Annotated in this window: 21 protein-coding genes; 2 read left to right on the top strand and 19 right to left on the bottom strand. The window is 63.3% G+C overall.

Features of this window, described 5'->3' with window-relative positions; translation table 11 throughout:
* Positions 1 to 26: 26 nt before the first annotated feature.
* The 16 genes from ACIQTZ_RS04550 to ACIQTZ_RS04475 form a co-directional block, all read right to left on the bottom strand.
* A complete protein-coding gene (locus ACIQTZ_RS04550) occupies positions 27 to 2,978 on the bottom strand; it encodes a DEAD/DEAH box helicase (protein ID WP_402977889.1) in 2,952 nt (983 codons plus the stop codon).
* 24 nt (positions 2,979 to 3,002) lie between these two features.
* Positions 3,003 to 3,797, bottom strand: a complete 795-nt coding sequence (tatC, locus tag ACIQTZ_RS04545) for a twin-arginine translocase subunit TatC (protein ID WP_400332501.1) — start codon at positions 3,795 to 3,797, stop codon at positions 3,003 to 3,005.
* 50 nt (positions 3,798 to 3,847) lie between these two features.
* Positions 3,848 to 4,126: a Sec-independent protein translocase subunit TatA gene (gene tatA / locus ACIQTZ_RS04540; RefSeq protein WP_400332498.1), complete on the bottom strand. Its 279-nt coding sequence runs from the start codon at positions 4,124 to 4,126 to the stop codon at positions 3,848 to 3,850.
* 35 nt (positions 4,127 to 4,161) lie between these two features.
* Entirely contained in the window at positions 4,162 to 4,512 is a 351-nt protein-coding gene (locus ACIQTZ_RS04535) for a hypothetical protein (RefSeq protein ID WP_402977886.1), read from the bottom strand.
* A gap of 9 nt (positions 4,513 to 4,521) precedes the next feature.
* On the bottom strand, positions 4,522 to 6,528 hold the full coding sequence (locus ACIQTZ_RS04530; RefSeq protein WP_402977883.1) for a helix-turn-helix transcriptional regulator: 2,007 nt from the start codon (positions 6,526 to 6,528) through the stop codon (positions 4,522 to 4,524).
* Positions 6,529 to 6,621: 93 nt separating this feature from the next.
* On the bottom strand, positions 6,622 to 7,017 hold the full coding sequence (locus ACIQTZ_RS04525) for an FKBP-type peptidyl-prolyl cis-trans isomerase (protein WP_397321868.1): 396 nt from the start codon (positions 7,015 to 7,017) through the stop codon (positions 6,622 to 6,624).
* Positions 7,018 to 7,084: 67 nt separating this feature from the next.
* Positions 7,085 to 8,014 (bottom strand): FKBP-type peptidyl-prolyl cis-trans isomerase, encoded by a 930-nt coding sequence (locus tag ACIQTZ_RS04520; RefSeq protein ID WP_402977880.1) that lies wholly within the window; start codon positions 8,012 to 8,014, stop codon positions 7,085 to 7,087.
* A 124-nt stretch (positions 8,015 to 8,138) separates the two neighbouring features.
* Positions 8,139 to 9,503 carry a Pup--protein ligase gene (gene pafA, locus ACIQTZ_RS04515; protein ID WP_402977878.1) on the bottom strand — a complete coding sequence of 455 codons (1,365 nt, stop codon included), beginning with the start codon at positions 9,501 to 9,503 and terminating at the stop codon, positions 8,139 to 8,141.
* A 1-nt stretch (position 9,504) separates the two neighbouring features.
* Positions 9,505 to 10,212: a proteasome subunit alpha gene (gene prcA, locus ACIQTZ_RS04510; RefSeq protein WP_400332487.1), complete on the bottom strand. Its 708-nt coding sequence runs from the start codon at positions 10,210 to 10,212 to the stop codon at positions 9,505 to 9,507.
* Between the two features lies 1 nt (position 10,213).
* Positions 10,214 to 11,023, bottom strand: coding sequence for a proteasome subunit beta (gene prcB / locus ACIQTZ_RS04505; RefSeq protein ID WP_402977875.1), 810 nt, complete (start codon positions 11,021 to 11,023; stop codon positions 10,214 to 10,216).
* Between the two features lie 79 nt (positions 11,024 to 11,102).
* Positions 11,103 to 11,306 (bottom strand): ubiquitin-like protein Pup, encoded by a 204-nt coding sequence (locus tag ACIQTZ_RS04500; protein ID WP_400332481.1) that lies wholly within the window; start codon positions 11,304 to 11,306, stop codon positions 11,103 to 11,105.
* Positions 11,307 to 11,424: 118 nt separating this feature from the next.
* The gene (dop, locus tag ACIQTZ_RS04495) at positions 11,425 to 13,098 is read right to left on the bottom strand and encodes a depupylase/deamidase Dop (protein WP_402977872.1); all 1,674 of its coding nucleotides are present in this window, start codon (positions 13,096 to 13,098) and stop codon (positions 11,425 to 11,427) included.
* A complete protein-coding gene (gene arc, locus ACIQTZ_RS04490) occupies positions 13,095 to 14,903 on the bottom strand; it encodes a proteasome ATPase (protein WP_400332475.1) in 1,809 nt (602 codons plus the stop codon). Before arc ends, dop begins: the two co-directional genes overlap by 4 nt.
* Positions 14,904 to 15,000: 97 nt before the next feature.
* Entirely contained in the window at positions 15,001 to 16,056 is a 1,056-nt protein-coding gene (locus ACIQTZ_RS04485; protein WP_402977869.1) for a tRNA (adenine-N1)-methyltransferase, read from the bottom strand.
* 111 nt (positions 16,057 to 16,167) lie between these two features.
* On the bottom strand, positions 16,168 to 17,331 hold the full coding sequence (locus ACIQTZ_RS04480) for a site-2 protease family protein (RefSeq protein WP_402977866.1): 1,164 nt from the start codon (positions 17,329 to 17,331) through the stop codon (positions 16,168 to 16,170).
* Positions 17,332 to 18,051 (bottom strand): HAD family hydrolase, encoded by a 720-nt coding sequence (locus ACIQTZ_RS04475; RefSeq protein WP_402977863.1) that lies wholly within the window; start codon positions 18,049 to 18,051, stop codon positions 17,332 to 17,334.
* A 122-nt stretch (positions 18,052 to 18,173) separates the two neighbouring features.
* On the opposite strand from ACIQTZ_RS04475, the gene ACIQTZ_RS04470 reads away from it, so the two are divergent.
* A complete protein-coding gene (locus ACIQTZ_RS04470; protein WP_400332464.1) occupies positions 18,174 to 19,079 on the top strand; it encodes a PAC2 family protein in 906 nt (301 codons plus the stop codon).
* 85 nt (positions 19,080 to 19,164) lie between these two features.
* Here the strand turns inward: ACIQTZ_RS04470 and mshC are convergent, their stop codons facing one another.
* Positions 19,165 to 20,445 (bottom strand): cysteine--1-D-myo-inosityl 2-amino-2-deoxy-alpha-D-glucopyranoside ligase, encoded by a 1,281-nt coding sequence (gene mshC, locus ACIQTZ_RS04465; protein ID WP_402977860.1) that lies wholly within the window; start codon positions 20,443 to 20,445, stop codon positions 19,165 to 19,167.
* A gap of 15 nt (positions 20,446 to 20,460) precedes the next feature.
* Positions 20,461 to 21,294, bottom strand: coding sequence for an undecaprenyl-diphosphate phosphatase (locus ACIQTZ_RS04460; RefSeq protein WP_402942442.1), 834 nt, complete (start codon positions 21,292 to 21,294; stop codon positions 20,461 to 20,463).
* A gap of 51 nt (positions 21,295 to 21,345) precedes the next feature.
* On the opposite strand from ACIQTZ_RS04460, the gene ACIQTZ_RS04455 reads away from it, so the two are divergent.
* On the top strand, positions 21,346 to 22,272 hold the full coding sequence (locus ACIQTZ_RS04455; protein WP_402977857.1) for an aldo/keto reductase: 927 nt from the start codon (positions 21,346 to 21,348) through the stop codon (positions 22,270 to 22,272).
* Here ACIQTZ_RS04455 and rfbA read toward each other — a convergent pair.
* Positions 22,269 to 23,135, bottom strand: a complete 867-nt coding sequence (gene rfbA, locus ACIQTZ_RS04450) for a glucose-1-phosphate thymidylyltransferase RfbA (protein ID WP_402942445.1) — start codon at positions 23,133 to 23,135, stop codon at positions 22,269 to 22,271. The two genes, ACIQTZ_RS04455 and rfbA, sit on opposite strands and share 4 nt — an antisense overlap.
* Positions 23,136 to 23,146 lie beyond the last annotated feature (11 nt).

Raw genomic sequence — 23,146 nt, 5'->3', positions numbered from 1 at the left:
AGACGGTAATGAAATCGAAAAAGACGTCAGGCGACCGTGGAGTACGCCACGACGCCACGGCGGACCAAGTCGATGGACTCCCGGCAGATGCGGGCCAGCCGTGGGTCCAGCTGGGGAATCTTCGCCAACTGGTCCAACAGGTCCACCACCTGCTTGGCCCAGCGTACAAAGTCACCGGCCGCGAGGTCCGTCCCATTAAGCACATCCTGGAGGTGCCGGCCCTTGGCCCACTTGTACATGGGCCACATGAGGCCCAGTTCGGGTTCCGCCGTCAAGGGGAGCCGGTTTTGTTCCTCGGTGTCCTCCAGGCGCGACCATTCACGGACCACGATGTCCACGGCGGTCTCCAGGGAAATGGAAGGCATTTTGGGCCGCAGGCCCCGGTCTTCGCGCTTGGCCTGGTACACCAAGGTAGTGGCAAAACACGCCATCTCCGCGGCGTCGAGGTCGTTGATTGCACCTTCCCTGATGGCTTGCGAGATGAGCAGGTCCTTCTCGCCATAGATCCTGCGAAGACGCTGGCCGTCGGCACTGATGGTGACCTTTCCGGCGTCGTTCGCTTCCAGGTAGCCGTACGAGGACAGGACATCGCAGACACGATCGAAGGTCTTGGCAATCGTGTTGGTCCTGCCTTGGATCTGGCGGACCAGCCCGTCGGTCTCCTTCCGCAGTTTCCACCAGCGCTCTGACCAGCGGGCGTGATCCTCACGTTCGCTGCAGCCGTGGCAAGGATGCGCCCGGAGGTTCCTGCGAAGCTCGGCGATCCGTTTCTCCTGCTCCTGCGTCCGGGAACCCAGGCCGAAGTCCTCATGCCTGCTGTTGCGCCGCTTGGGAGCATCGTCGCTGACAGCGTGGCGCATGGACGCTGCGAGGTCGCGCCGGGCCTTCGGCAGCTTGGCATTGAAGGACTTGGGAATCCGGATCCGGGTCACCGGGGACACCGGCGCATCCACGTCATGTGCGCCGATTCGCCGCAACTGGTTGTCCGAGGTCAGGATGGCGGGCCGCGGTTCACGCGCGTTGGGGTCGGCGTCAAGCACGACGGCGAACCCCGCCAACCTGCCGCTCGAAACGCTGATGACGTCCCCGGGGATGAGACGGGTCAGGGAATCGGACACCCTTGAACGGCGGGCCCGCTGGTTGTCCCGCGCCGCGAACTGCTCAGCATCGCCCAATTCCCGCCGCAGCCGGGAGTATTCGCCGAAGTCACCGAGATGGCATTCCATGGACTTGGCGTAGCCGGCCAGCGATTCTTCCCTGCCGCGGACTTGCCTGGCGAGGCCGACTACGGAACGGTCGGCCTGGAACTGCGCAAAAGAGGACTCGAGGATTTCCCGTGCCCTGGTGCGCCCGAACTGGGCAATCAGGTTGATGCTCATATTGTAGGTTGGCCTGAAACTTGAATTCAGGGGGTAGGTGCGGCGCGAAGCCAGTCCCGCCACGGCTGCCGGATCAGTACCGGGTTGCCACAGGACTACTGCGTGTCCCTCGACATCGATGCCGCGGCGCCCGGCCCGCCCCGTCAACTGGGTGTACTCCCCTGCCGTGATGTTGACGTGGGCTTCCCCGTTGAACTTTTCAAGCTTTTCCAGGACGACGCACCGTGCAGGCATGTTCACGCCCAGCGCCAGGGTTTCGGTGGCGAAAACAGCCTTAACCAAACCGTCCGCAAAGAGCTTCTCCACCACCTCCTTGAAGGTGGGAAGCATCCCGGCATGGTGGGCCGCGAAGCCCCTGACCAGGCCGTCGCGCCACCCCCAGAAACCCAGGACGTCAAGGTCGTCGGCCGGAATCTCCCGGCTGGCCTCGTCCACACGTTGGGCAATGATCTGTTGCTCACGTTCGGTGGTCAGCCACAATCCGGAGGCCGCACACTGTGCGACCGCTGCGTCACAGCCGGCCCTGGAGAAAATGAAGGTGATGGCGGGCAGCAGGCCTTGCCGGTTCAGGCTGTCGATGACCTGGGGCCTGCTGGCCTTCCGGACAGGACTGCGCTGTTCTGTGTTGCGGTCCTCCCGTTGCCTGTCCTGGCGACGCCGGCTGCGTCCGCCGTGGCCAAAGCGGCCGCTGAAGTTCATGCGGCTTTCCGAACGCGCCATGGCCAGGAGTTCGGGGTTTACCTCGAACTCCTGCCCGGACAGGGCCTGCCGGACTTTGCCTCCTGCTTGCTTGGACGGTTTGGCGAGGCTTGCAGCACGTTCCTCAGCGGCGTCTTCCGACTCGTCCAGGTCCGGGACCTCGGAATCGGGAATGGGCGGGGCGATCTCGTCAAAGGACGTGTCGCCCGCAAAGAGGTCCACGATTTCCCGACCCACCATGACATGCTGCCAGAGCGGAACAGGCCGATGCTCGGACACGATGACGTCCGTATCTCCGCGGACGGTGTCCAACCAGGCACCAAACTCCTCGGCATTGGACACTGTGGCGCTCAGAGAAGCCACCTGGACTTCGCTGGGCAGATGGATGATCACTTCTTCCCACACTGCCCCGCGGAACCGGTCGGCGAGGTAGTGCACCTCGTCCATCACCACGAAGCCAAGGTCACCCAGGGTTTCCGAATCGGCGTACAGCATGTTCCGGAGCACTTCGGTGGTCATGACCACCACCGGCGCCTCTCCGTTGATGGTGGTATCACCGGTCAGCAGGCCAACGTTGGCCGCCCCGTACTTGGCAGCAAGTTCAGAGAACTTCTGGTTGCTCAGCGCCTTGATGGGAGTGGTGTAGAACGCCTTCAATCCCCGTTGCAGCGCAAGATAGATGGCGAACTCACCAACGATTGTCTTACCCGCGCCGGTGGGTGCCGCCACGAGGACGCCCCGGCCCTCTTGGAGGGACCGGCACGCCTCACGTTGGAAGTCGTCCAGGTCGAAATCAAGGGAACGTGCGAAAGCGCCAAGATACGTCTTGGCTTCGGCCGTCCGGTTGGCTGCCGCCCGGTAGCGGTCTGATGGTGACGGAGACCCGGAGATGGAGGACATGCATCAAGCCTAGTGGCCGGAGGTCTACAGATTCTCCAGATCCGATGCCGAGGTGGCTATGTCCGCCGTGGCTTCCGTCTCAGCAGCCCGCTTGACGGCACGGCGTTCGCGCCGCCGGTCGTTGAAGATGCAGACGCCAATGGCTGAGAAGAACAGCACCAGCAATGGTCCTGCGAGGAGGAACATCGACAAGGCATCAGCGCCCGGTGCGGCAACGGCGGCCAGTACGAAGACCAGGAACACCGTGATCCGCCAAGCCTTCAGGATGGTCTTTCCCGAAACCAGGCCTGCCATGTTGATCCCAACCAAGACCACCGGCACAAGGAAGGCCAGACCGAGGAACAGAATCATGCGGGTGACGAAGTCGATGTAGTCGCGCGCATCAATAATGTTGGCAACGCCGGAGGGAGTGAACTGCGTAAGGGCCCTGACCACCTGCGGCGTCACAAGCCAACCAACCCAGACCCCGGCAAGGAAGAGCGGAACAGCCGCAGCCATGAAGCCCAGCGTGTACTGGCGCTCTTTCTTGGTCAGGCCGGGAGTGATGAAAGCCCACAATTGATAAATCCATATCGGGCTGGAAATCACCAGCCCGATCAGGATGGAAATCTGAAGCTTGAAATCAAAGGGCGAAGCAATGCTGTTGAAGTTGATGGTCGCAATTGCACCCGTATGCCCGGCGATTGAATCGACCGGAGACTTCAATGCTTCGAGAACCGGGTCATAGAGGAACCAGCCGCCAACGGCAGCAGCCACTACACCGATGGCAGCCTTAATTAGGCGGTTCTTGAGCTCTTTGAGATGGTCGAGCAAGGCCATCCGGGCTTCGGGATTGGCTTTGCGCCCTTTCGTCGCTACCACACTTCTTCTTAGACGCGGTTGGATGGCGGAACGTCAGTTTCGCCGCTGTTCTTGGACTTGGCGTCCGGGTGATCCACAACCCTGCCCTCTACGGCATCGGCATCGCTCGCAGAGTCCTTGGTCTCCGGCTTGCCGTCATTCTTCATTTCTTTGACCTCGGACTTGATGATCCGCATCGACTGTCCGAGGCTGCGCGCCATCGCTGGCAACTTAGGAGCGGCGAACAGCAGAAGAGCCACGATGATGATGATGACGATCGGCCAGGGCCCGTCAAATAGTCGTCCCATTGGGGAGGTCCTTTCCTTTTGGATACATCCTACGTCTATCTGAATTCTATGTCGTGCAGGGATTGGGGTTGGCCCCGCTCGGCTTTGCGCTGGACGCGCCGTTGGCGACGAACTTCCTGGCGGAAGGCTTTGGCCGTCAGGTAATCATGACGCATCTGCTCGGGCGAGGCAAAAACGGCAGAACCGGGCACCGACCTCTCGGACGTCGCGTCCACATCGGAGGTTTCCGTTGTTGGCGAAATGTTGCTGAAACGTTTACCCGCCTCGCCCAATTCGCGCACGGTAGCCATGAATTTCCGGAACAAACGGAAGCCCAGGGTGACATGCAAAAGCAGCGACAGGGCTATGAGCGCGATCCACAACAGGATCCAAAACCACCAAGGCATCTGAGTAGTCTAGCCAGCCGGGCTGGAAGTCGTGGCGCCATACTGCGCCAAGGCGGATTCGAGCCAGGCCCGCGAAGCTTCCCTGAGCGGCCCGGGGTCCATGATCCGGGCTGTTCCACCGTGCTGGGCTATGAACATGGGCAGCCACTCCGGACTGCCGAAGCGCACTTCGGCGAGCAGGCCGCCGTCGGGCAGTTGAGCCGTGCGCTCCGCGTAGTAGTCGTCGGCAAGTCCGGCGCCCTGGCGGGTCAGCTGCAGCACTACCAAGGCGTCGTCGTCACTGGGAGTGAAGAGACGTGCCGGCACATCAGCGTCCGGAACCGCCTTCCGCGACACCGGCCGCCCGTTGGGCTCCAGCGACTCCACCCTGTCCAGCCGGAAGTTGCGGAGTCCTGATTTGCTGTGGCAGTAGGCCTCGAAATACCACGTATTGTCCATGGAGAAGAGGCGGAGCGGATCCACGTCCCGTTCACTGACTTCGTCCCGCTGCAAGGACAGGTACCGCAGGCGGAGTTGCGTGCCGTCCCGCAGGCCTTTGGTCACCGTGGCGAAGGCCTCCGACTGCTCGGGTTCCACAGAGGCTCCGGCCACTGCCCCTGCCAGTCTTCCAGCGTCGCCCGCGGCACCTGCCAACTTGAGCGTGACCGATTCAAGGGCGCTGCCCGCATGGTCTTCTTCAACACCGGCCAAGGCCGGCAGGTCTCCCAGCATGGCCAATCCCGTCAACAGCGCCGCGGCTTCTTCCTCACTGAATCGCACGGGACGGTTCAGATCCAGGTGTTCGGTGATGTACACGTGGTCGTTTTCCCACTGGATGTCCAGCAGGTCGTCCGGATAGCCTTCCGGCAGCCCGGAACAGATCAGGATCTTCAGATCGTCGATGAGGGCCTTGCGGGTGATCCCAAAGTGGTCTGCGACCTCCTGGATATGCAGCCCCTGGTGGTGTACCAGGAACGGCACCAGCTGCAGCATCCGGGTGAGCTGGTCCTCCGAGGTCCGTTTCCGCGCCCGGACAACCGGGGCGGAGGCGGGAAACTCAACGGCAACAGGTGGGGCGGCATCAAAGGCGGCCGCACCCTGAAGGCGACGTACGACGGCGGCGCGCAACCCGGCAGGCTCCCTCACCATGACATGCGGCCCGTAGGAGGCCAGCTCCTCGGCCAACTTCTCCGGATCCCGGAAGGCGATCCGGAGTGTGTCGCGTCCGTTGGTGCCGGGCATGGCCGAGCCGCGTTTCCGAAGGTCCAGCAACCGTCCCGCGTCCACGTCGAGGTGCGCTTCCTGGAGTGGAAGTTCCGTGAGGGAATTGAGCTCTGCCCTTGCATCGAAACCAGCGGGTGGGTCGAACCGGCTGGTGGCCATGACCGTGACGGCGGTGGTCATCCTGGACAAACGGAAGAACCGCTTCGCTTTCCGTCCGCGATCCAGGCCCACCAGATACCACTGGCCGAAGCGGCTGCCCAGGCCCCACGGTTCAACCTCACGGGTTTCCTCCCTGTTGGTGCTGCCGGCGAGGTAGCCAAAACGGATGGCCTGGCGTCCGTGCATGGCCGCCACTACGTCATCGAATGCCTGGCCCGCAGGCTTGACGCGCGGCTGGACTCCGGAAGGGAGCTCCGTGTCCGCGAACCCGCCTGCGGCCTGCAGCTTGCGCACGGCGTTCACCGCGGCATTCCCCAGGGCTGCACGCTCCCAGAGTTGCGAAGCCAGGAGAAGGACAGTCCCTTCAGCCGGGGTGAGGCTGACCTCGGGAAGCCTGTTCGAATCCTTCCCGATCCGGTATCTGGTTGAGGCGGGGTCATCCTCACCGAAACCGGTATCCATCAGCGTCTCTATATCGAAGCCAAACTGCTTCAAGTCCACCTTGTCACGTTCGAACATGCGCCCAAAAGCCGCGTCACTCTCAGCGGAGCCACGGTAGACCGTCTCGCGCAGGACTGCGCGGCTCAACCCTACTTTGGTGTTGAGCAGGGCCAGGAGCAGGTTCAGGAGGCGTTCAGTGCGGGATGCGGACACCCTTGCTACGTTACTAAACACCCGTCGAAAAACAGCAAGGCGCGTCACCTGCCGGCTGAACCGGAGGTGACGCGCCTTGTGGTTTTGGTTCGCCTAGCGGACGGCTACGAGGTCCACGACGAAGATCAGGGCCTCGTTGGGCTTGATGGCTCCACCAGCACCGCGCGAGCCGTAGGCAAGCTCGGAGGGAATCTCGAGGCGGCGGCGGCCGCCAACCTTCATGCCCAGCAGTCCCTGGTCCCAGCCCTGGATGACCTGGCCTACGCCGACGCGGAAGTCCAGCGGTGCACCACGGCCCCAGGAAGCGTCGAACTCTTCACCGGTGGACCAGGCCACGCCAACGTAGTGCGTGGAAACGGTGTCTCCGGCCTTCGCCTCGGCGCCCGTGCCTTCGATGATGTCGGTGATGCGCAGTTCCGTGGGGACCTCGCCCTCAGGGAAGTCGATCTCCGGCTTGGTGCGGTCGTAATCGCGCTGTCCAAATGACATGGTTGCTCCTTGAAGTAGTCGGGTGTCAGGTTCCAGCCTAAGCCAGTGCCCGTCGTGCTGGCTCCTGTTACTTGACGCCGAGGATATCCACGACGAAGACGAGGTCGCCCTTGGCCTTGCCGGATCCTTCCGCGCCGTACGCGAGGTCCTGCGGGATGACCAGGAGTACGCGGGAACCAACGGTCTTGCCCGCCAGGCCCTGGGTCCAGCCCTTGATGACGCCGGACAGGGGGAAGCTGGCAGTCTTTCCGCTGTCATAGCTGGAGTCGAACTTCTCGCCGCCAACGAGATTAACGCCCACGTAGTTCACGGTCAGCGTATCCGTGGCCTTGACGGCCGCGCCGGTGCCCTTGATCAGGTCTTGTGCGATGAGCTCCTTGGGAGCCGCGACGCCGTCAACGGAGATCTCGGGGATGCCCTTGTCATTTTCCTTGACGGTGGGCAGGCCTGCCGGAGGAGTGACGGTTTCGCCTTCAGGCTTGTCGAGGGCCTTCGGAGTGTCCTTGGCGGAGAGCAGCTTGAAGACCACCAACTGCGTCGTGGCCGCCTCGCCGGTGGAGGCGTTTCCGGGCGCAGCGAAAGCGACGTGGGAACCGATCTTGGCGCCAACAATGGCGTTGTAGATTGCCGCGTTTCCAGACTTCAAGTCGTCATTTAGTTCGATCGGCTGGGGTCCCTGGGGATAGGTGTCTTCCAGGGTCTTGCCGTCGGTGCCGTCGACGGCGATGTACGCCAACTCAGCCGTCTGGCCGGCCTTGATGGTCTCTCCGCCGCCCTCGTCAACAACCTTGACGGTGGGTTCGGTGACGGCCAGGGGCTTGGTGAAGTCGAGGCCGGGTGCTTTGTCGTCACCGTTGTCGGACACCTTCAGCGAAGAGAGCTTCGAGACATCACCCGTTGACTGGCTGGTGGGCTCGGCAGCCGGTGTGCTTCCTCCTCCCCCACAGGCTGTCACGAGCAGAAGGGCAGGAATCAGTATTGCTAGGAGTCGTCGCACAAAAAGACACTTTCGTCGGGACAAAGGACATTCGGAATCGCAGGCAATCGCGGGGCGCGCTGCGTCCGATCAGGTGCCTCTTTGGAAAGAGACCAACATCCAGAGTAACCGGCGAAGCTGGGAGTCAGCTCATAGAGTCCAGCAGGGCCTCCACCCTTTCGTCCACGCTGCGGAAGGGATCCTTGCACAGGATGGTCTGGTGGGCACGGTCGTTGAGCTTCAGGTGAACCCAGTCAACCGTATAGTCGCGTCCAAGTTCCTGGGCGCGGCGGACAAAATCCCCGCGCAGTTTGGCGCGCGTGGTCTGCGGCGGAGCGTCCACTGCGTCCTTGACCTCGGTCTCCGTGACCAAACGGCGGGCAGCACCGCGTGACTGGAGGAGGAAGAACAGTCCGCGTTGGCGGGAGATGTCGTGGTACGTCAGGTCCAACTGGGCGATCCGGGGCGAATCGAGGCTGAGATCATGGCGGCGCATGTAACCGTCCATGAGCTTCTTCTTGATGGCCCAGTCCACTTCGGTGTCGATCGAACTGGTGTCACCGCTTTCGATGGCATCCAATGTGCGCGTCCAGAGGTCGAGGATCAGGGGGACATGGGGGTTGTGCGCGCCATTGGCCGCCACGAACTCCGTCACTTTGCCCAGGTACTCACGTTGGATGTCCAGCGCGGAAAGTTGCCTGCCGTTGGCCAAACGGACCAAGGCCCGGCCAGTCAGGTCGTGCGATATTTCGCGGATGCTCCGGATCGGGTTCTCCATGCGCATGTCCCGCATGATGACTCCGGCCTCGATCATGCGAAGGATCAGGTCCACGGTGCCCACCTTGAGGAGGGCCGTGGTCTCGGACATGTTCGAGTCGCCGACGATCACGTGCAGGCGGCGGTAGAACTCGGCATCGGCATGGGGTTCGTCGCGGGTGTTGATGATGGGACGCGAACGGGTGGTCGCGGATGAGACGCCTTCCCAGATGTGGTCGGCACGCTGGGAAAACGCAAAGGTGGCGCCGTGCGGTGTCTTGAGGACCTTGCCGGCACCGGCGATCAACTGCCTGGTCACCAGGAAGGGAATGAGGATTTCGGCCAACCTGGAGAACTCGCCCCTACGGGGAATGAGGTAGTTCTCGTGGCTGCCGTAGGAATTGCCGGCGGAATCGGTGTTGTTCTTGAACAGGTACACCGTTCCGTTGAAACCTTCGGCGGCAAGCCGCGCCTGTGCCTCATCGACGAGGTCGTCCAGGATCAACTCCCCCGCCCTGTCGTGGGCGATGAGCTGGGCGAGGTCGTCACATTCGGCTGTGGCGTACTCCGGGTGCGAACCAACGTCCAGGTAGAGCCGCGATCCGTTGGTCAGGAAGACATTGGAGGACCTGCCCCAGCTGACCACTTTGCGGAACAGGTAGCGGGCCACTTCTTCCGGAGCCAGGGGCCGGGAGTCAGGGCTCGAATACGAGATTCCGAATTCGGTTTCTATGCCGAAAATCCGTTTGTCCATCTCAGGCCTCCTCAGTGATCAATTGCGCCATGTCCTCAGGGAGAAGGCGGCGGAAAGACCTCCGCGTTCCCCTGCTGCTCTCCGAGGCCCTGTGCAGGACAGCGGCCTCCACGGCGGTAGCAGGAAGACTTTCAACGTCCTTGTCCGCAGCCAGCGCCCGAAGCGCCAATCTCATGGCGCCGGCGAAGTCCAGTTCGGGATCCCAGGAACCCCGCACCACATCCGAGATTTGCTCGGCCACGCCACCCATCACTACGAAGCCATTTTCGTCCGCGATGGAACCGTCGAACGTCAGCCTGTACAGGTGGTCTTTGTCCTGGCGCAGCCCTACCTCGGCCACCGCGAGTTCAACCTCGAAAGGTTTCTGTTCAGCGGTGAACACGGCGCCCAGGCTTTGCGCGTAGACACTGGCGAGCCCACGGGCCGTCACATCTTCACGGTCGTAGGAGTAGCCCCGCACATCGGCATACCGCACACCTGCCTGCCGGAGGCTCTCGAACTCGTTGTACTTGCCCACCGCCGCAAAGGCGATCTTGTCGTAAATTTCGCCGATCTTGTGCAGGGAGGGTGAAGGGTTCTCTGCCACGAGAGCGATGCCTTCCGAGCAGGAAATCACGATCACCGACCGGCCCCTTGCGATGCCTTTCCGGGCGAAGTCCGCCCGGTCCTTCATCAGCTGTTCAGGCGAAACGTAGAATTGCTGCGTCATGTCAGGCCTCCCGTCCGGCGATGGCCCGCGATTCGACGATGGCCGAGGAAATCACAGCGAGGTCCCTTTCAGGAACCCGGCGGTGGCCCGCCCGGTTCACGGCATAGATCACGGGATACAGCTGGCGGACCGGATCCGGGCCACCCGTTGCGGAATCGTCATCCGCGGCGTCGTACAGGGCTTCGACGGCTACGGCTACGGCCGCTTCCTCGGAGAGATTGGGCTTCCATAGTTTCTTCAAAGCCCCGCGGGCGAAGACCGAGCCAGAGCCAACAGAGTGGTGCTCATACTCCTCGTAACGCCCGCCCGTCAGGTCATAGGAGAACAGCCGCCCGGTAGCTGAGACGTGGTCGAAGCCGGCGAAGAGCGGTATGACGGCCATGCCTTGCATTGCCATGGGCAGGTTGCCGCGGATCATGGCGCCCAGGCGGTTTGCCTTCCCCACGAGGCTGAGGAGGGTGCCCTCGATCTTCTCGTAGTGTTCCAGTTCCACCTGGAAGAGGCGGGTGATGTCGATGGCGAGGCCTGCAGTGCCTGCAATTCCCAGGACGGAGTATTCGTCCGCCGGGAAGACCTTCTCGATATGGCGGCTGGCAATGACATTGCCCATGGTCGCGCGCCGGTCGCCGGCCATGAGGACTCCCCCGGCATACGTCATGGCCACGATGGTTGTGGCATGCGGCGCGGCGGGAACGGTGCCCGCCGGAAGGGATTGATTGAAGGGAAGAAGTTCGGGACGCGAGCGTTGGAGATGCTCCGTGAATGAAGACGTTGCCTGGGTGGCCAGGGGGCCGATTGATGGGTCCTGCATTGCTGCACTCCTTCGACTCGCGTTCCAATGCCCGGCGGCCTCTCGCCGAACGGGCTCTACATCCTGTGTCCGGGACCGGTTACTGGCCGCCCTTTTGGACGAATGCCCTGACGAACTCTTCGGCGTTCGATTCGAGCACGCCGTCAATTTCGTCGAGGAGGTCGTCCACGCCCTGGGTAGCGTCCGAAGCCTGGGCTTCGGGCGCCGCAGGCGGGGCCTCCGGTACGTCTACCTCGGCCTCGGTGTCCCGCGACTGCGGTTGCTGTTGCTCCTGACCTGCCATTTTCTTTCTCCCTACTGTCAGTCCCCCATATGGGGACTTCCTACTGCCATACTGCCACGCTGCGGGCTGCCGTGCCCGGCTTTGCCGGACCACCATTTTTGCCGTGCCGGGCGGTGTCCTAGGCCTTGGGCGGCAGGGGTGTTTGCCCCAGCAATTCGGCCAGGAAAGAACCTGCTTCACTGTGCCTGTCGAACAGCCCACCCGTGAGGGCCTGGGTGCCGCGGAGGGGTTCCCGGGTAGGGACACGCTGCAGTTTGCCAAGGCCCGGGACATCGAAGATCACGGAGTCCCAACTCGCCCCCACCACGTCCTTGCCGAACGTCGAGACGCACCGTCCCCGGAAGTAGGCCCTGGTGTCCGACGGCGGTTCGCCCACCGCCCTGGTGATGGCGGCGTCGTCGACGATCCGCGCCATGCGGTCCCGTGAGAGAAGCCGGTAGTAGAGGCCCTTTTCCGGCCGGATGTCGGACCACTGAAGATCCACCAGGCCCAGCCGGGCGTCTCCCCATTCGAGCTTGTCCCGGTTCCGGTAGCCCTCCACGATGGATTTCTTGGCTACCCACTCCACGGACGCCGCTGCGGAGGCAGGATCGGTACCCAGCGCAGTGAGCGTGGCCTCCCACCGCTCGAGCACCTCGTAGGTATGGCCGTCGCCGGTCACGGAGTCAGCTACGCCCGTCTCCTGCGCCAGTTTTGCCGCGGCCTCGAAGTACATCCACTGAATGTCGAGCGCCGTGACGTGCCTTCCGTCAAGGAGCCTCACGGAGGTGGTGAGCGTTGTGTCATGGCTGATGGCCTGAAGCGCCTGGACGGGCTCGTGGACCTCGATCCTGGGTGCCTGTCCCGCTTCAATCAGGCTCAGCACCATGGCCGTGGTCCCGAACTTCAGGTAGTTGGACACCTGGCTGAGGTTCGCGTCGCCGATGATGACGTGCAGGCGGCGGTATTTGTCCGCCGTTGCATGTGGCTCGTCCCTGGTGTTGATGATGGGACGCCGGATGGTGGTTTCCAGGCCCACTTCGGCCTCGAAAAAATCGGCACGTTGGCTGATCTGGTAGCCGGAGGTGGAACTGTCCTGCCCTCGGCCAACCCTGCCTGCACCACAAACCACCTGGCGGGAGACGAAGAACGGCGTCAGCCCGCGGATGATGTCACCAAACGGCACGGAGCGCGGCATGAGGTAGTTCTCATGCGATCCGTAGGACACCGCCTTGTTGTCCGTGTTGTTCTTGTAAAGGTTGATCGGGGGAAGGCTGGTGTCCGCGGCAACCTTGCGAACCGTAGCCAAGGCAACCAGGTCCCCGGCAGCATCCCACGTCACCGCGTCACGGGGGTTGGTTACCTCCGGGCTCGAGTATTCGGGGTGTGCATGGTCCACGTAGAGCCGGGCACCGTTTCCGAGCACCATGTTCATGAGGAGTGAGCCTGATTCATCAGCCCCATCGAGTTCCAACTCCTGCCGCCCGTACGCCAAGGCGACTGCCTCGGCGTCGAGCACTGGCGGCTGGTCCGTGAGTTGGCTCGGATCGGCCGCCGAACGTTCCAGCGTCCAACCGCGGGCGTCATGCAACGGTTCTTCGTCCGTGTAGTCCCAGCGCGTTTCCGCGCCGCCGGCAGCACGCTGCCGGGTGACGGTGGCGTAGGCCTGGATGATGCGCGCGGACATCATGGTGGCGTTGGCGCCGGGGGCGGAAGGGGCATGGATGCCGTATTCCGTTTCCGAGCCCATCACCCGCATGGCGCCGCCTACAGGCAGTTTCTCCTGGGTTTGTCCCTCGGGCCGAGCTGTCACAGGTACTGGCCCGTGTTGGCGGTGGTTTCGATGGACTTGCCAGGCTCCTGGCCTGCCTTGCCCTGCACGATGGTGCGGATGTAGGTGATCCTTTCACCCTTCTTGCCCGAGATCCGGGCCCAGTCGTCCGGGTTGGTGGTGTTGGGCATGTCCTCGTGCTCGCGGAACTCGTCGACGACGGCCCGGAGCAAATGGTCGATGCGCAGGCCCTTTTGGTGGTTGGTCAGGAGGTCCTTGATGGCGTACTTCTTGGCCCGGTCAACCACATTCTGGACCACGGCACCTGAATTGAAGTCCTTGAAGTAGAGCATTTCCGTATCGCCGTTGGCGTAGGTGACTTCCAAGTACTCGTTGGATTTCTCCGTGGAGTACATGGCCTCCACGGTGCGCTGGATCATGGCGTCCACGGTGGCCTGGACATCCCCGCCGTACTCCGCGAGGTCCTGGGCATGGAACGGCAGGTCGGTGGTGATGTACTTGCCGAAGATGTCCGCCGCAGCTTCGGCGTCCGGCCGCTGGATCTTGACCTTGACGTCCAGGCGGCCTGGCCGCAGGATGGCGGGGTCGATCATGTCCTCACGGTTGGATGCACCGATGACGATGACATTGTCCAGCCGCTCCACGCCGTCGATCTCGCTCAGGAGCTGGGGCACAATGGTGGTTTCGACGTCGGAGGACACCCCGGTGCCGCGGGTGCGGAACAGCGAGTCCATCTCGTCGAAGAACACCACTACCGGGCTGCCATCCGAGGCTTTCTCGCGGGCTCGGGAGAAGATGAGGCGGATGTGCCGCTCCGTCTCGCCGACGTACTTGTCCAGCAGTTCGGGACCCTTGATGTTCAGGAAGTAGCTCTTGAGGTCCGTATTCCCTGCGCGCTCGGCTGCGCGTGCGGCCAGGGAATTGGCAACGGCCTTGGCAATGAGAGTCTTGCCGCAACCCGGAGGACCGTAAAGAAGGATGCCCTTCGGAGCCTTCAAGCCGTGTTCGCGGTACAGGTCCGGGTGCAGGAACGGAAGCTCCACGGCGTCGCGGATCTGCTCGATCTGCGGGCCCAGGCCACCAATGTCCTGGTACGTGATGTCCGGAACTTCCTCAAGGACCAGGTTTTCCACCTCGGCGCGTGGCACCTTCTCCAAGGCGTAACCGGTCCGCGAATCAAGCGAGAGCGCGTCGCCGACCTTGAGGTGCACGTTCTGCAGGGCACCGGAGAGACGGACCACCCGCTCTTCGTCTGCGCGGCCCACCACCAAGGCACGGTCCTGGCCAAGGAGTTCCTTCAGTGTCACCAGTTCCCCGGCGCGCTCATATCCCAGGCCAGCGACCACCAGGAGTGCCTCATTGAGGAGGACTTCCTGGCCCACGGCCAGCTGGTTGACGTTAACCAAGGGGCTGATGCCTACGCGCATCTTCCGGCCGGCATTGAAGATATCCACGGATTCTTCTGTGGCGGCCTGGCCCGAATTGCCTGCCGTTGGCTGCCTGCGCGGATTGATCTGGACCACCGTGCCAAAGCTGTACGGTGGCTGCCCCTCCTGCTCCAACGCGCCCTTCAGCCGGAGGATCTCGGCCTTGGCCGTTTCCAGCATGGTGACGAGCTTGGTGTTGTTCTGCGTGGCAGCGGCCAACTGGCGGTCGATATGGCGGAGTTTGTCCCGAAGGATGTTGATCTGCCGTTCGGCCACGGTAAGTTCACTCGAAGGGTCAGGCGGTTGGATGGCGGCAAGCCTTCGGCGGGCAGCCTCTTCCGCTGCTGCGTTTGCTTCTTCCGGCGTCGGCCGTCCAATGTCGTTGTTCGACGTATCCACGATTCATCAGCCCCTTCCTGCGCTTAAGAAGACCTTAGTCCCGAAAAGCTCAGGGTGCTGGGAGACATCCGGAATGCGGACCCTATTGTGACCTTTATCAGTTTGTGACCGGCGGATCGTCCTGGACGTTGGTGCCGGCGATTGCGTCACGGGCCGCACGGCGAAGCTTCTTGTCCGAGACGGAACGCTCCCCCACGGCACCGGGCGTCCAGGCGTTCAAGTCGTCTTCGCTGAACTCGGTCTTGGACGGGCGGCGCTTCACGGAAATGCCTTGGACGCCGTCAGCCAGACGCCGGGTCACCAGGAGGAAACCGGTGTGGGCCACCATGCGGTGGTCGGGGCGGACAGCCAGTCCCTCAAGGTGCCAGCCGCGGACCATGGATTCCCAGGCGTCCGGCTCGGTGAAGCGTCCGTCGGCCCTGATGGCCTCCGCGGTCCGGGACAACTGGGTCACGGTGGCCACGTAGTTGATCCAGACGCCGCCCGGTGCCAGGACGGTTGCCACGGCATCGAGGCATTCCCACGGCGCCAGCATGTCCAGGACAACCCGGTCCACCGACCCCGGGGCCTCAGCCTTGACCACTTCGTCCTGGAAGTCACCCAGGGAGATCTGCCACGCGGGGTGCGGTCCGCCGAAGATGGTCTCCACGTTTCCGCGGGCAATGTCGGCAAATTCTTCGCGACGTTCAAACGAGTGGAGGTAGCCGCCGTCGCCGACGGCCCGCAGCAGGGAGATCGAGAGGGCGCCGGAGCCGACGCCGGCTTCCACCACGCGGGCACCAGGGAAGATATCCGCCATGGTGACGATCTGGGCTGCGTCCTTGGGGTACACAACGGCAGCCCCGCGCGGCATGGAAAGAACGAAGTCCGAAAGCAGCGGGCGCAGCGTTTGGTACTGCTGGCCGATGTTGTTGCTGACGACCGAGCCGTCCACCTTGCCGATGATTTCATCGTGGTTCAGGAATCCACGGTGCGTGTGGAAGGCGCCGCCCACCTCGAGCGTGATGGTATTCATGCGGCCACGCTCGTCCGTGAGCTGGACGCGTTCGCCGACGCGGAAGGGTCCACGGCGCCGCGCAGCGCCGGTTGGTTGGGCCGCCGGGCTCGCGCCGGTGACGGTGGTGGCCGTTTCCGCGGCGGTTTCGCTGCTCATCTGGTGTTCCTCACTCCTGTGCGGCTGTGCCGCCATATATCGCTGCCCTGAGGGCGCCAAAAATTCGTCTGGATCTATTCGGGCCGGCACGTAACTCTACCGGCTAAGGCGTCAGGCCCGCCCGCCTCCGCGGGCTTCTTTACCTGTTATGGCCGTCACCACCGCCTGCTGGCGGAGCAATCCGGTCACCATGCCGTTGTGGTCCACCACCGCATATTCGTTGCCGTCCAGTCTGGCCAGGTACTGGATCAGCTCCTGGCCCTTGGACCATTCCGGCACGTAGGCACCGGCTGCGAGGGCGTGCGCCACCGCCGTGACCGGCGTCGTGGCCAACGCATAAGGCGGCACAGCGGCGGCCGCGCTGGTGTCCACCACGCCCTGGGGCTTACCGTCCGGACCGCAGATCACGACGGCGGGACGTCCTTCCGGTGACATGGCCACCACGTCCGCGACGCTGGCGGAGTTCGGGATGCCGACCGCGGGATCGGCCAGTCCGCCGGCGCTCACCAGGTAGAGCCGGCTGCGGAGTCGCCCATGCTGGATGGAACTGGATGCGCCCATCCAGAGGAAGCCGCAGACCAGCAATGTAATCAACATGAGGTTGATGTCCAACCGCTCCCCGCTGAGGAAGGGCCGGGCAATGAACCAGAGAAACAGTGCTACCGCGATGACACGCCCCGACCAGCCTGCGGCGATAGTCCCCCTGTCCTGGCTTCCGGTGGCCTTCCACACGGCTGACTCGACGAGGCGTCCCCCGTCCAACGGGGTTCCGGGCAGGACGTTGAAGATGCCGATCAGGAAGTTGGCCCACATGAGAATGTTCGCAAGCATCTCAACGACGCCGTGGAAGGCATGGCCGAACACAAATGGAGCCAAAGCCCCGGCCAGGATGAAGTTTGACGCGGGGCCGGCCATGGCCACCACCACCGCACGCCCGGGCGATGCCGTGAAGTTCTGGAATTGTGTGTGCCCTCCCCAAAGATTGAGAACAATCTTCTCCGTTGGCCACTTAAACGCCTTGGCACTCAAAGCGTGCGCAAGCTCGTGAACCAACACGGACACGGCCAGCAACAGTGCGTAACCAAAGGCCACGAAGTACGCGCCCAGGCCCAATCCAGGAAATTGAACCAACACGGCCGGACCGTAAACGATCACCGTAAACCCGGCGATCACGAACCACGAGTAAGCCAGGTACACGGGGATTCCGGCGATTTTGCCCAGGGGTATGCCGTCCCGCTTCGTGGCGGCATGGTGTGGCGCGGAGGGACTGCTCACTTAGTTGGCCCCTTCAAGCAGGTTTGCTGCTGCGAAGCGGTCGAGGACGAGGCTGGAGACGTCGGCGGCGGACCTGCCCACCAAGGTGTCCCACAGGACCATGCGGGGATCGTCCGGAAGGGGCACTTGGTGGGGAACACCGATGGTGACGACTCCCGATGCCATGGCCGCGGTGGCTCCCGGAACCGAATCCTCGAGCGCCACGCAGTGATCGATGGTCAGCGTTGGATCGTCCAGCCGCAGGCGGTCGACTGCCGTCAGGTAGGCCTCGGGATGGGGTTTGCCGTTGGTCACGGTGTCGCCGGTGACGAGGAACTCGAAGTACGGCTTGGGCAGGCTTTCCACCACCACGCCGGCCAAGGGGCCCTCGGACATGGTGACCAGGGCGCAGCGGATGCCGGCCTGGTGGAGATCTTCCAGGAGCTCGCGCGCCCCGGGCCGCCACGGAACTTCGTTGCGGACCTGCTGGATCACTTGGGAGCTGAGGGTGTCAATGATTTCACGGGCCTCGAGCCGAACGCCTGCTGCTTGCAGAATCCCCGCCGAGTGGAGCAGTGATTGGCCTACCAGCTGCATGGCTTGTTGGTGGGACCAGGAACCGCCGTGGGCCTCCACGAGGGCACGCTCAGCGGCAATCCAATAGGGTTCGGTGTCCACGAGGGTGCCATCCATATCCCAGAGCACGGCTTTGAGGAAGGGCTGGCTGGGTGAGGAATGCATGGCTTCAAGTCTACGTGGAACACGGAGCCAACCTTGCCGTGCTTGCGCTGTGGGCGAAGACCGGGGACGCGCCCCGTTGAAATGCCATGCATCCACGCGGGTCTTGGACGTAGGGTGAGTGGATGAACAGTGTGGACGGGACCCCCGAAGGACAGGACACCGTTGCGGAGCCCGAGCGTTTCCTCAAGGAACCCGCGGAAGGCCAACGTGTCACCGTAATGATCGCCGCGTTTGAAGGCTGGAACGACGCCGGAGAGGCCGCCAGCGACGCCTTGCACTATGTGAACAAGTTGTGGGATGGCAAGAAGGTGGGCACGGTGGATGCCGAGGAGTATTACGACTTCCAGTTCACCCGCCCCACCGTGCGGCGTACCTCGTCCGGCGCCCGCAAGGTGAAATGGCCGTCCACCCGGATCTACAAGGCATCCATACCGGACAGCAATGTTGACGTGGTGTTCGTCCTCGGCACGGAACCGTCGTACCGTTGGCGCGCCTACACCACTGAGTTGCTGGTCCACGCCGAAGCACTCAAGGTTGACTCCGTGATCCTGGTCGGGGCCTTGCTGGCCGACGTTCCGCACAGCCGCCCCATCCCCGTAAGCACCACCACTGAGGACAACTCCCTGCGCGAGCGGCTCAACCTCGAGGCCTCCCAGTACGAGGGACCCGTGGGCATTGTGGGCGTGCTGGCAGAGTTCGCCATGCTCGCCGGACTACCCACCGTTTCGCTGTGGGCCGCAGTCCCCCACTACGTTGCCCAGCCACCGTCGCCCAAAGCGCAGCTGGCGATCCTCCACAAGATCGAGGACCTGCTGCAGGTTCCCTTGGACAGCCGCACGCTGGCCGAAGAGTCAGAGGCCTGGGAACGAGGCGTGGATGAACTCGCCACGGAAGATCCGGAGATCGCGGCCTACGTTCGCCAACTCGAAGAAGCCAAGGACACGGCGGACCTTCCCGAGGCCTCCGGAGAGTCCATTGCCCGGGAATTCGAACGCTATCTCAAACGGCGGGGTAAGGAACGCCCCTAGGCGGACCGCTGGTACAGCTACTGCCGGCAACGAAGCGGCCCTGACGGATATCCGTCAGGGCCGCTTCGTTTTACTGCACTTCGGTTCAGAGTTCGATGCCGAGCAAGGCGTTCAGGGCGTCCTTCACCAGGGCGCCGTCCACGGGTGAGGCTTCGGCGGCGCCTGCAGTGCGCGCCGATTCTGCCCAGTGGTCGACGGCGGCGATGGCACCTGGGGCGTTCAGGTCGTTGGCCAGCTCAGTGCGCATGGCTGCAATGAGCGGCATGGCCGATTCCGCAGGTGCCTTCAGGGCTGCCTCGCGCCACGTGGCCAGCCGCTGCTTGGCCTCAGCAAAACCCTCCGCAGTCCAGGACCAATCGGAACGGTAGTGGTGGGCAAGGATGGCCAGGCGGATGGCCGCAGGCTCTTCGCCGGCGGCGCGAAGCTTGGAAACGAGGACGAGGTTGCCCTTGGACTTGCTCATTTTTTCGCCGTCAAGGCCCACCATGCCGGCGTGGGCGTAGTGCCGTGCGAGGGGAACATGGGCCAAGGAGTAGGCGTGGCCGGCTCCCATTTCGTGGTGCGGGAAGATGAGGTCTGAGCCACCACCCTGGACGGTGAACGGTGCCGGGAGGTACTTCTGGGCGATCACCGTACACTCAATGTGCCAGCCGGGCCGGCCGTCACCGAGGCTGGCGCCCGGCCAGCTCGGCTCGCCCTCGCGGGCTACGCGCCACAGCAGTGGGTCGAGGGCCTGGCGCTTTCCCGGGCGGGCCGGATCGCCGCCACGCTCGGCGAACAGCTCCAGCATTTCCGCTTCGCCCAGACCGGAGACGTCACCGAGGGTCCAGGCATCGGTGGCGTCCGAGCGTTTGCCGGCCGTTTCGACGTCGTAATAGACGTCGCCGTCAGGTTCGCCATCCGCACCCTGGACCCGGTAAGCGACGCCGTCAGCGATCAAGCGCTCCACCGCAGGCACAATGTCCGGGATGGCCTCCACTGCACCGATGTAGTGGTCCGGAGCCAGGACATTGAGGGCATCCATGTCAGTGTGGAACAGCTCGATCTGGCTCGCTGCCAGCTCCCGCCAGTCCACGCCGGTGGCATTGGCCCGCTCCAGGAGGGGATCGTCAATGTCCGTCACGTTCTGGACGTAGGACACTGTGGTTCCGGCGTCACGCCACGCACGGTTGAGGAGGTCGAAGGCCACATAGCTGGCGGCGTGGCCCATGTGCGTAGCGTCATACGGGGTGATGCCGCACACGTACATGGACTGGTCCGCTTTGTGGCCGACCTCCACCACCTGCCCCAGGGCAGTATCGAAAAGGCGCAGGGACGCCGGGCTGCCGGGCAGCTCAGGAACAGGGCGGGAGATCCACGATTTCACGAGTCAACCTTAGTGCTAGGCGCTGATCACACCGAAACCGAGCAGGACATACAACGCCAAGCCCAGCAGGATCCTGTACCAAACGAACAACCGGTAGCTCCTGGTCGAAACGAACTTGAGGAACCAGCCAATGATGACGTAGCCCACCACGAAGGCGATCACGGTGGCCAGGGCAGTCTCGGGGAGACCGTAGGGGCCGGCGAGCCCTTCCTTGGAGACGGTCTTGTACAACTGGTAGAAGCCACTGCCGAACACCGCGGGGATCGCAAGGAGGAAGGAGTAGCGGGCGGCCGCCTCACGCGTGTAGCCCATCAGGAGGCCGGCAGTGATGGTGCCCCCGGAGCGGGAGACGCCTGGGATCAACGCCATGGCCTGGGCGAAGCCGTACAGGATGCCGTGCTTGTAGCTGAGCTGGGAAAGGTCCCTTTCCTGCTTGCCTATGGCATCCGCCACCGCCAGGATCATGCCGAAGACGATCAGCATGGTGGCAACGATCCACATGCTGCGGAACACGGATTCGATCTGGTCCTGGAACAAAAGGCCCAAAATGACGATGGGCAGGCTGCCGAGGATCACCAGCCACCCCATCCGCGCGTCGGGGTTGTTCCTGGCGACTTTGCCGGTCAGGGAACCGAACCAGGCGCGAATGATCCTGACGATATCCCGCCAGAAATACACAATGACGGCGGTTTCCGTGCCGAGCTGCGTAATCGCCGTAAACGCGGCGCCGGGATCGGAGGCATTCGGGAGGAACGAGCCCACAATCCGCAGGTGCGCGCTCGAAGAGATCGGGAGGAATTCGGTGAGGCCCTGCACCAGGCCCAGCAAGGCAGCTTCTATCCAGTTCACGTGAATAGACCCTACGTCATGAAGTATGGGAACTCCCCGTAAGCTATCAGCATGCAGCAGCGTTATGTCGGAAACAGTGGGTTCCGGGTGTCCTCTTTGTCGCTTGGAACCATGTCCTGGGCACAAGAGACGGACGAACAGGAAGCCGCCGCCCTCCTGCATGCCTTCGTGGACGGTGGCGGGACCGTGATCGACACCGCCGCGTCCTACGCCCAGGGTCAGGCCGAAGCGATGCTCGGCTCCATGCTGGGAGACGTGGTTGCCCGTTCCGAAGTGGTCCTTTCCACGAAAGCCGGCGCGTCCAGTTCCGAATCCCGTCGCAGCATCAACGCTTCGCGGGGTGCCATGCTGGCTGCGCTGGACGCCAGCCTGGCGCGGCTGGGGACGGATTACATTGACATCTGGTTCGCCCACGAGTGGGATCCGAACGTTCCCCTCGAAGAGACCCTGTCTGCGCTGGAACTGGCCCAGCGGACCGGTCGGGCACGCTATGTGGGAATTTCGAACTACAACGGCTGGCAAACAGCCAAAGCTGCGGCGATTGCCGGCTTCACCCTCGTGGCCAACCAATCCGAGTACTCGCTCCTCCAGCGCCGGCCGGAAGATGAACTTGTCCCGGCCATTGAAGATGCCGGCCTGGGACTCATGGCCTGGGCTCCACTGGGCCGCGGAGTGCTGAGCGGCAAGTACCGCGGACAGATCCCCACGGATTCACGGGCAGCCCAGGGCCGGTTGACCGCGTACGTGGAAAGGTACCTTGACCCTCAGGCCTCCCGGGTGGTGGAAGCCGTGGCCATGGCAGCGCGGGGTCTGGGACGCTCGCCGCTGGATGTGTCACTGAGCTGGCTGCTCTCCCGCCCGGGCGTCTCTACCGCCATCGTCGGACCGCGCAACGCAGTCCAGCTCAAGGAACTCCTCGACGCGCAACTGGGTGTCCTGCCGGCGGAAATTTCGCGGGCCCTGGAAGACGTTTCCTAGCGCCTGTCCAGGATGTCCAGGAGATAGCTCCCGTAGCCGCTCTTGGCCAGTTTGGCCGCCTGCCGGCGCAGTTCGTCATCGCTCAGGTAGCCCATGCGCCATGCCACTTCTTCCGGCGAGCCGATTTTCAGCCCCTGCCGGTTTTCCGTGGTGCGGACATAGTTCGAGGCGTCATTAAGGTCGCCGAAGGTACCGGTATCCAGCCACGCGGTGCCGCGTGGGAACTTCTGGACGTGGAGTTTGCCAAGCTCCATGTACTTCCTGTTGATGTCCGTGATCTCCAGTTCGCCACGGGGCGAGGGCGCCAGGTCCTTGGCCATGGAAACGACGTCGTTGTCGTAGAAGTAGAGTCCCGGTACGGCGTAGTTGCTCTTTGGTTGCGCGGGCTTTTCCTCGATCGAGATGGCGAGGCCGTCGTCGTCGAACTCCACCACGCCGTACGCCGTCGGGTCCTTGACCCAGTAGCCGAAGATGGCGCCGCCGTCGACGTCGTTGTAATGCCGGAGCTGGGCACCCATGCCGGGACCGTTGAAGATGTTGTCCCCGAGGATGAGCGCCACCTTGCCGCCGCCGATGTGTTCCTCGCCCAGGATGAAGGCCTGTGCCAGGCCGTCCGGGGTGGGCTGCTGGGCGTACGTGAGGGAAATGCCGAAGTGGGAGCCATCGCCCAGGAGGTTCTCGAATTGGGGGGCGTCCTTGGGGGTGGTGATCACCAGGATGTCGCGGATTCCCGCCAGCATGAGGGTGCAGAGCGGGTAGTAGATCATGGGCTTGTCAAACACCGGAACCAATTGTTTGCTGATTCCGAGCGTGATGGGATGAAGCCGTGAGCCCGTTCCACCTGCCAGAATAATTCCGCGCATTTTGCGCTCCT

This window comes from Paenarthrobacter sp. NPDC090520, assembly GCF_044769205.1.
Classification (GTDB): Bacteria; Actinomycetota; Actinomycetes; order Actinomycetales; family Micrococcaceae; genus Arthrobacter.
This window is presented reverse-complemented; position numbering and strand designations above follow the sequence as displayed.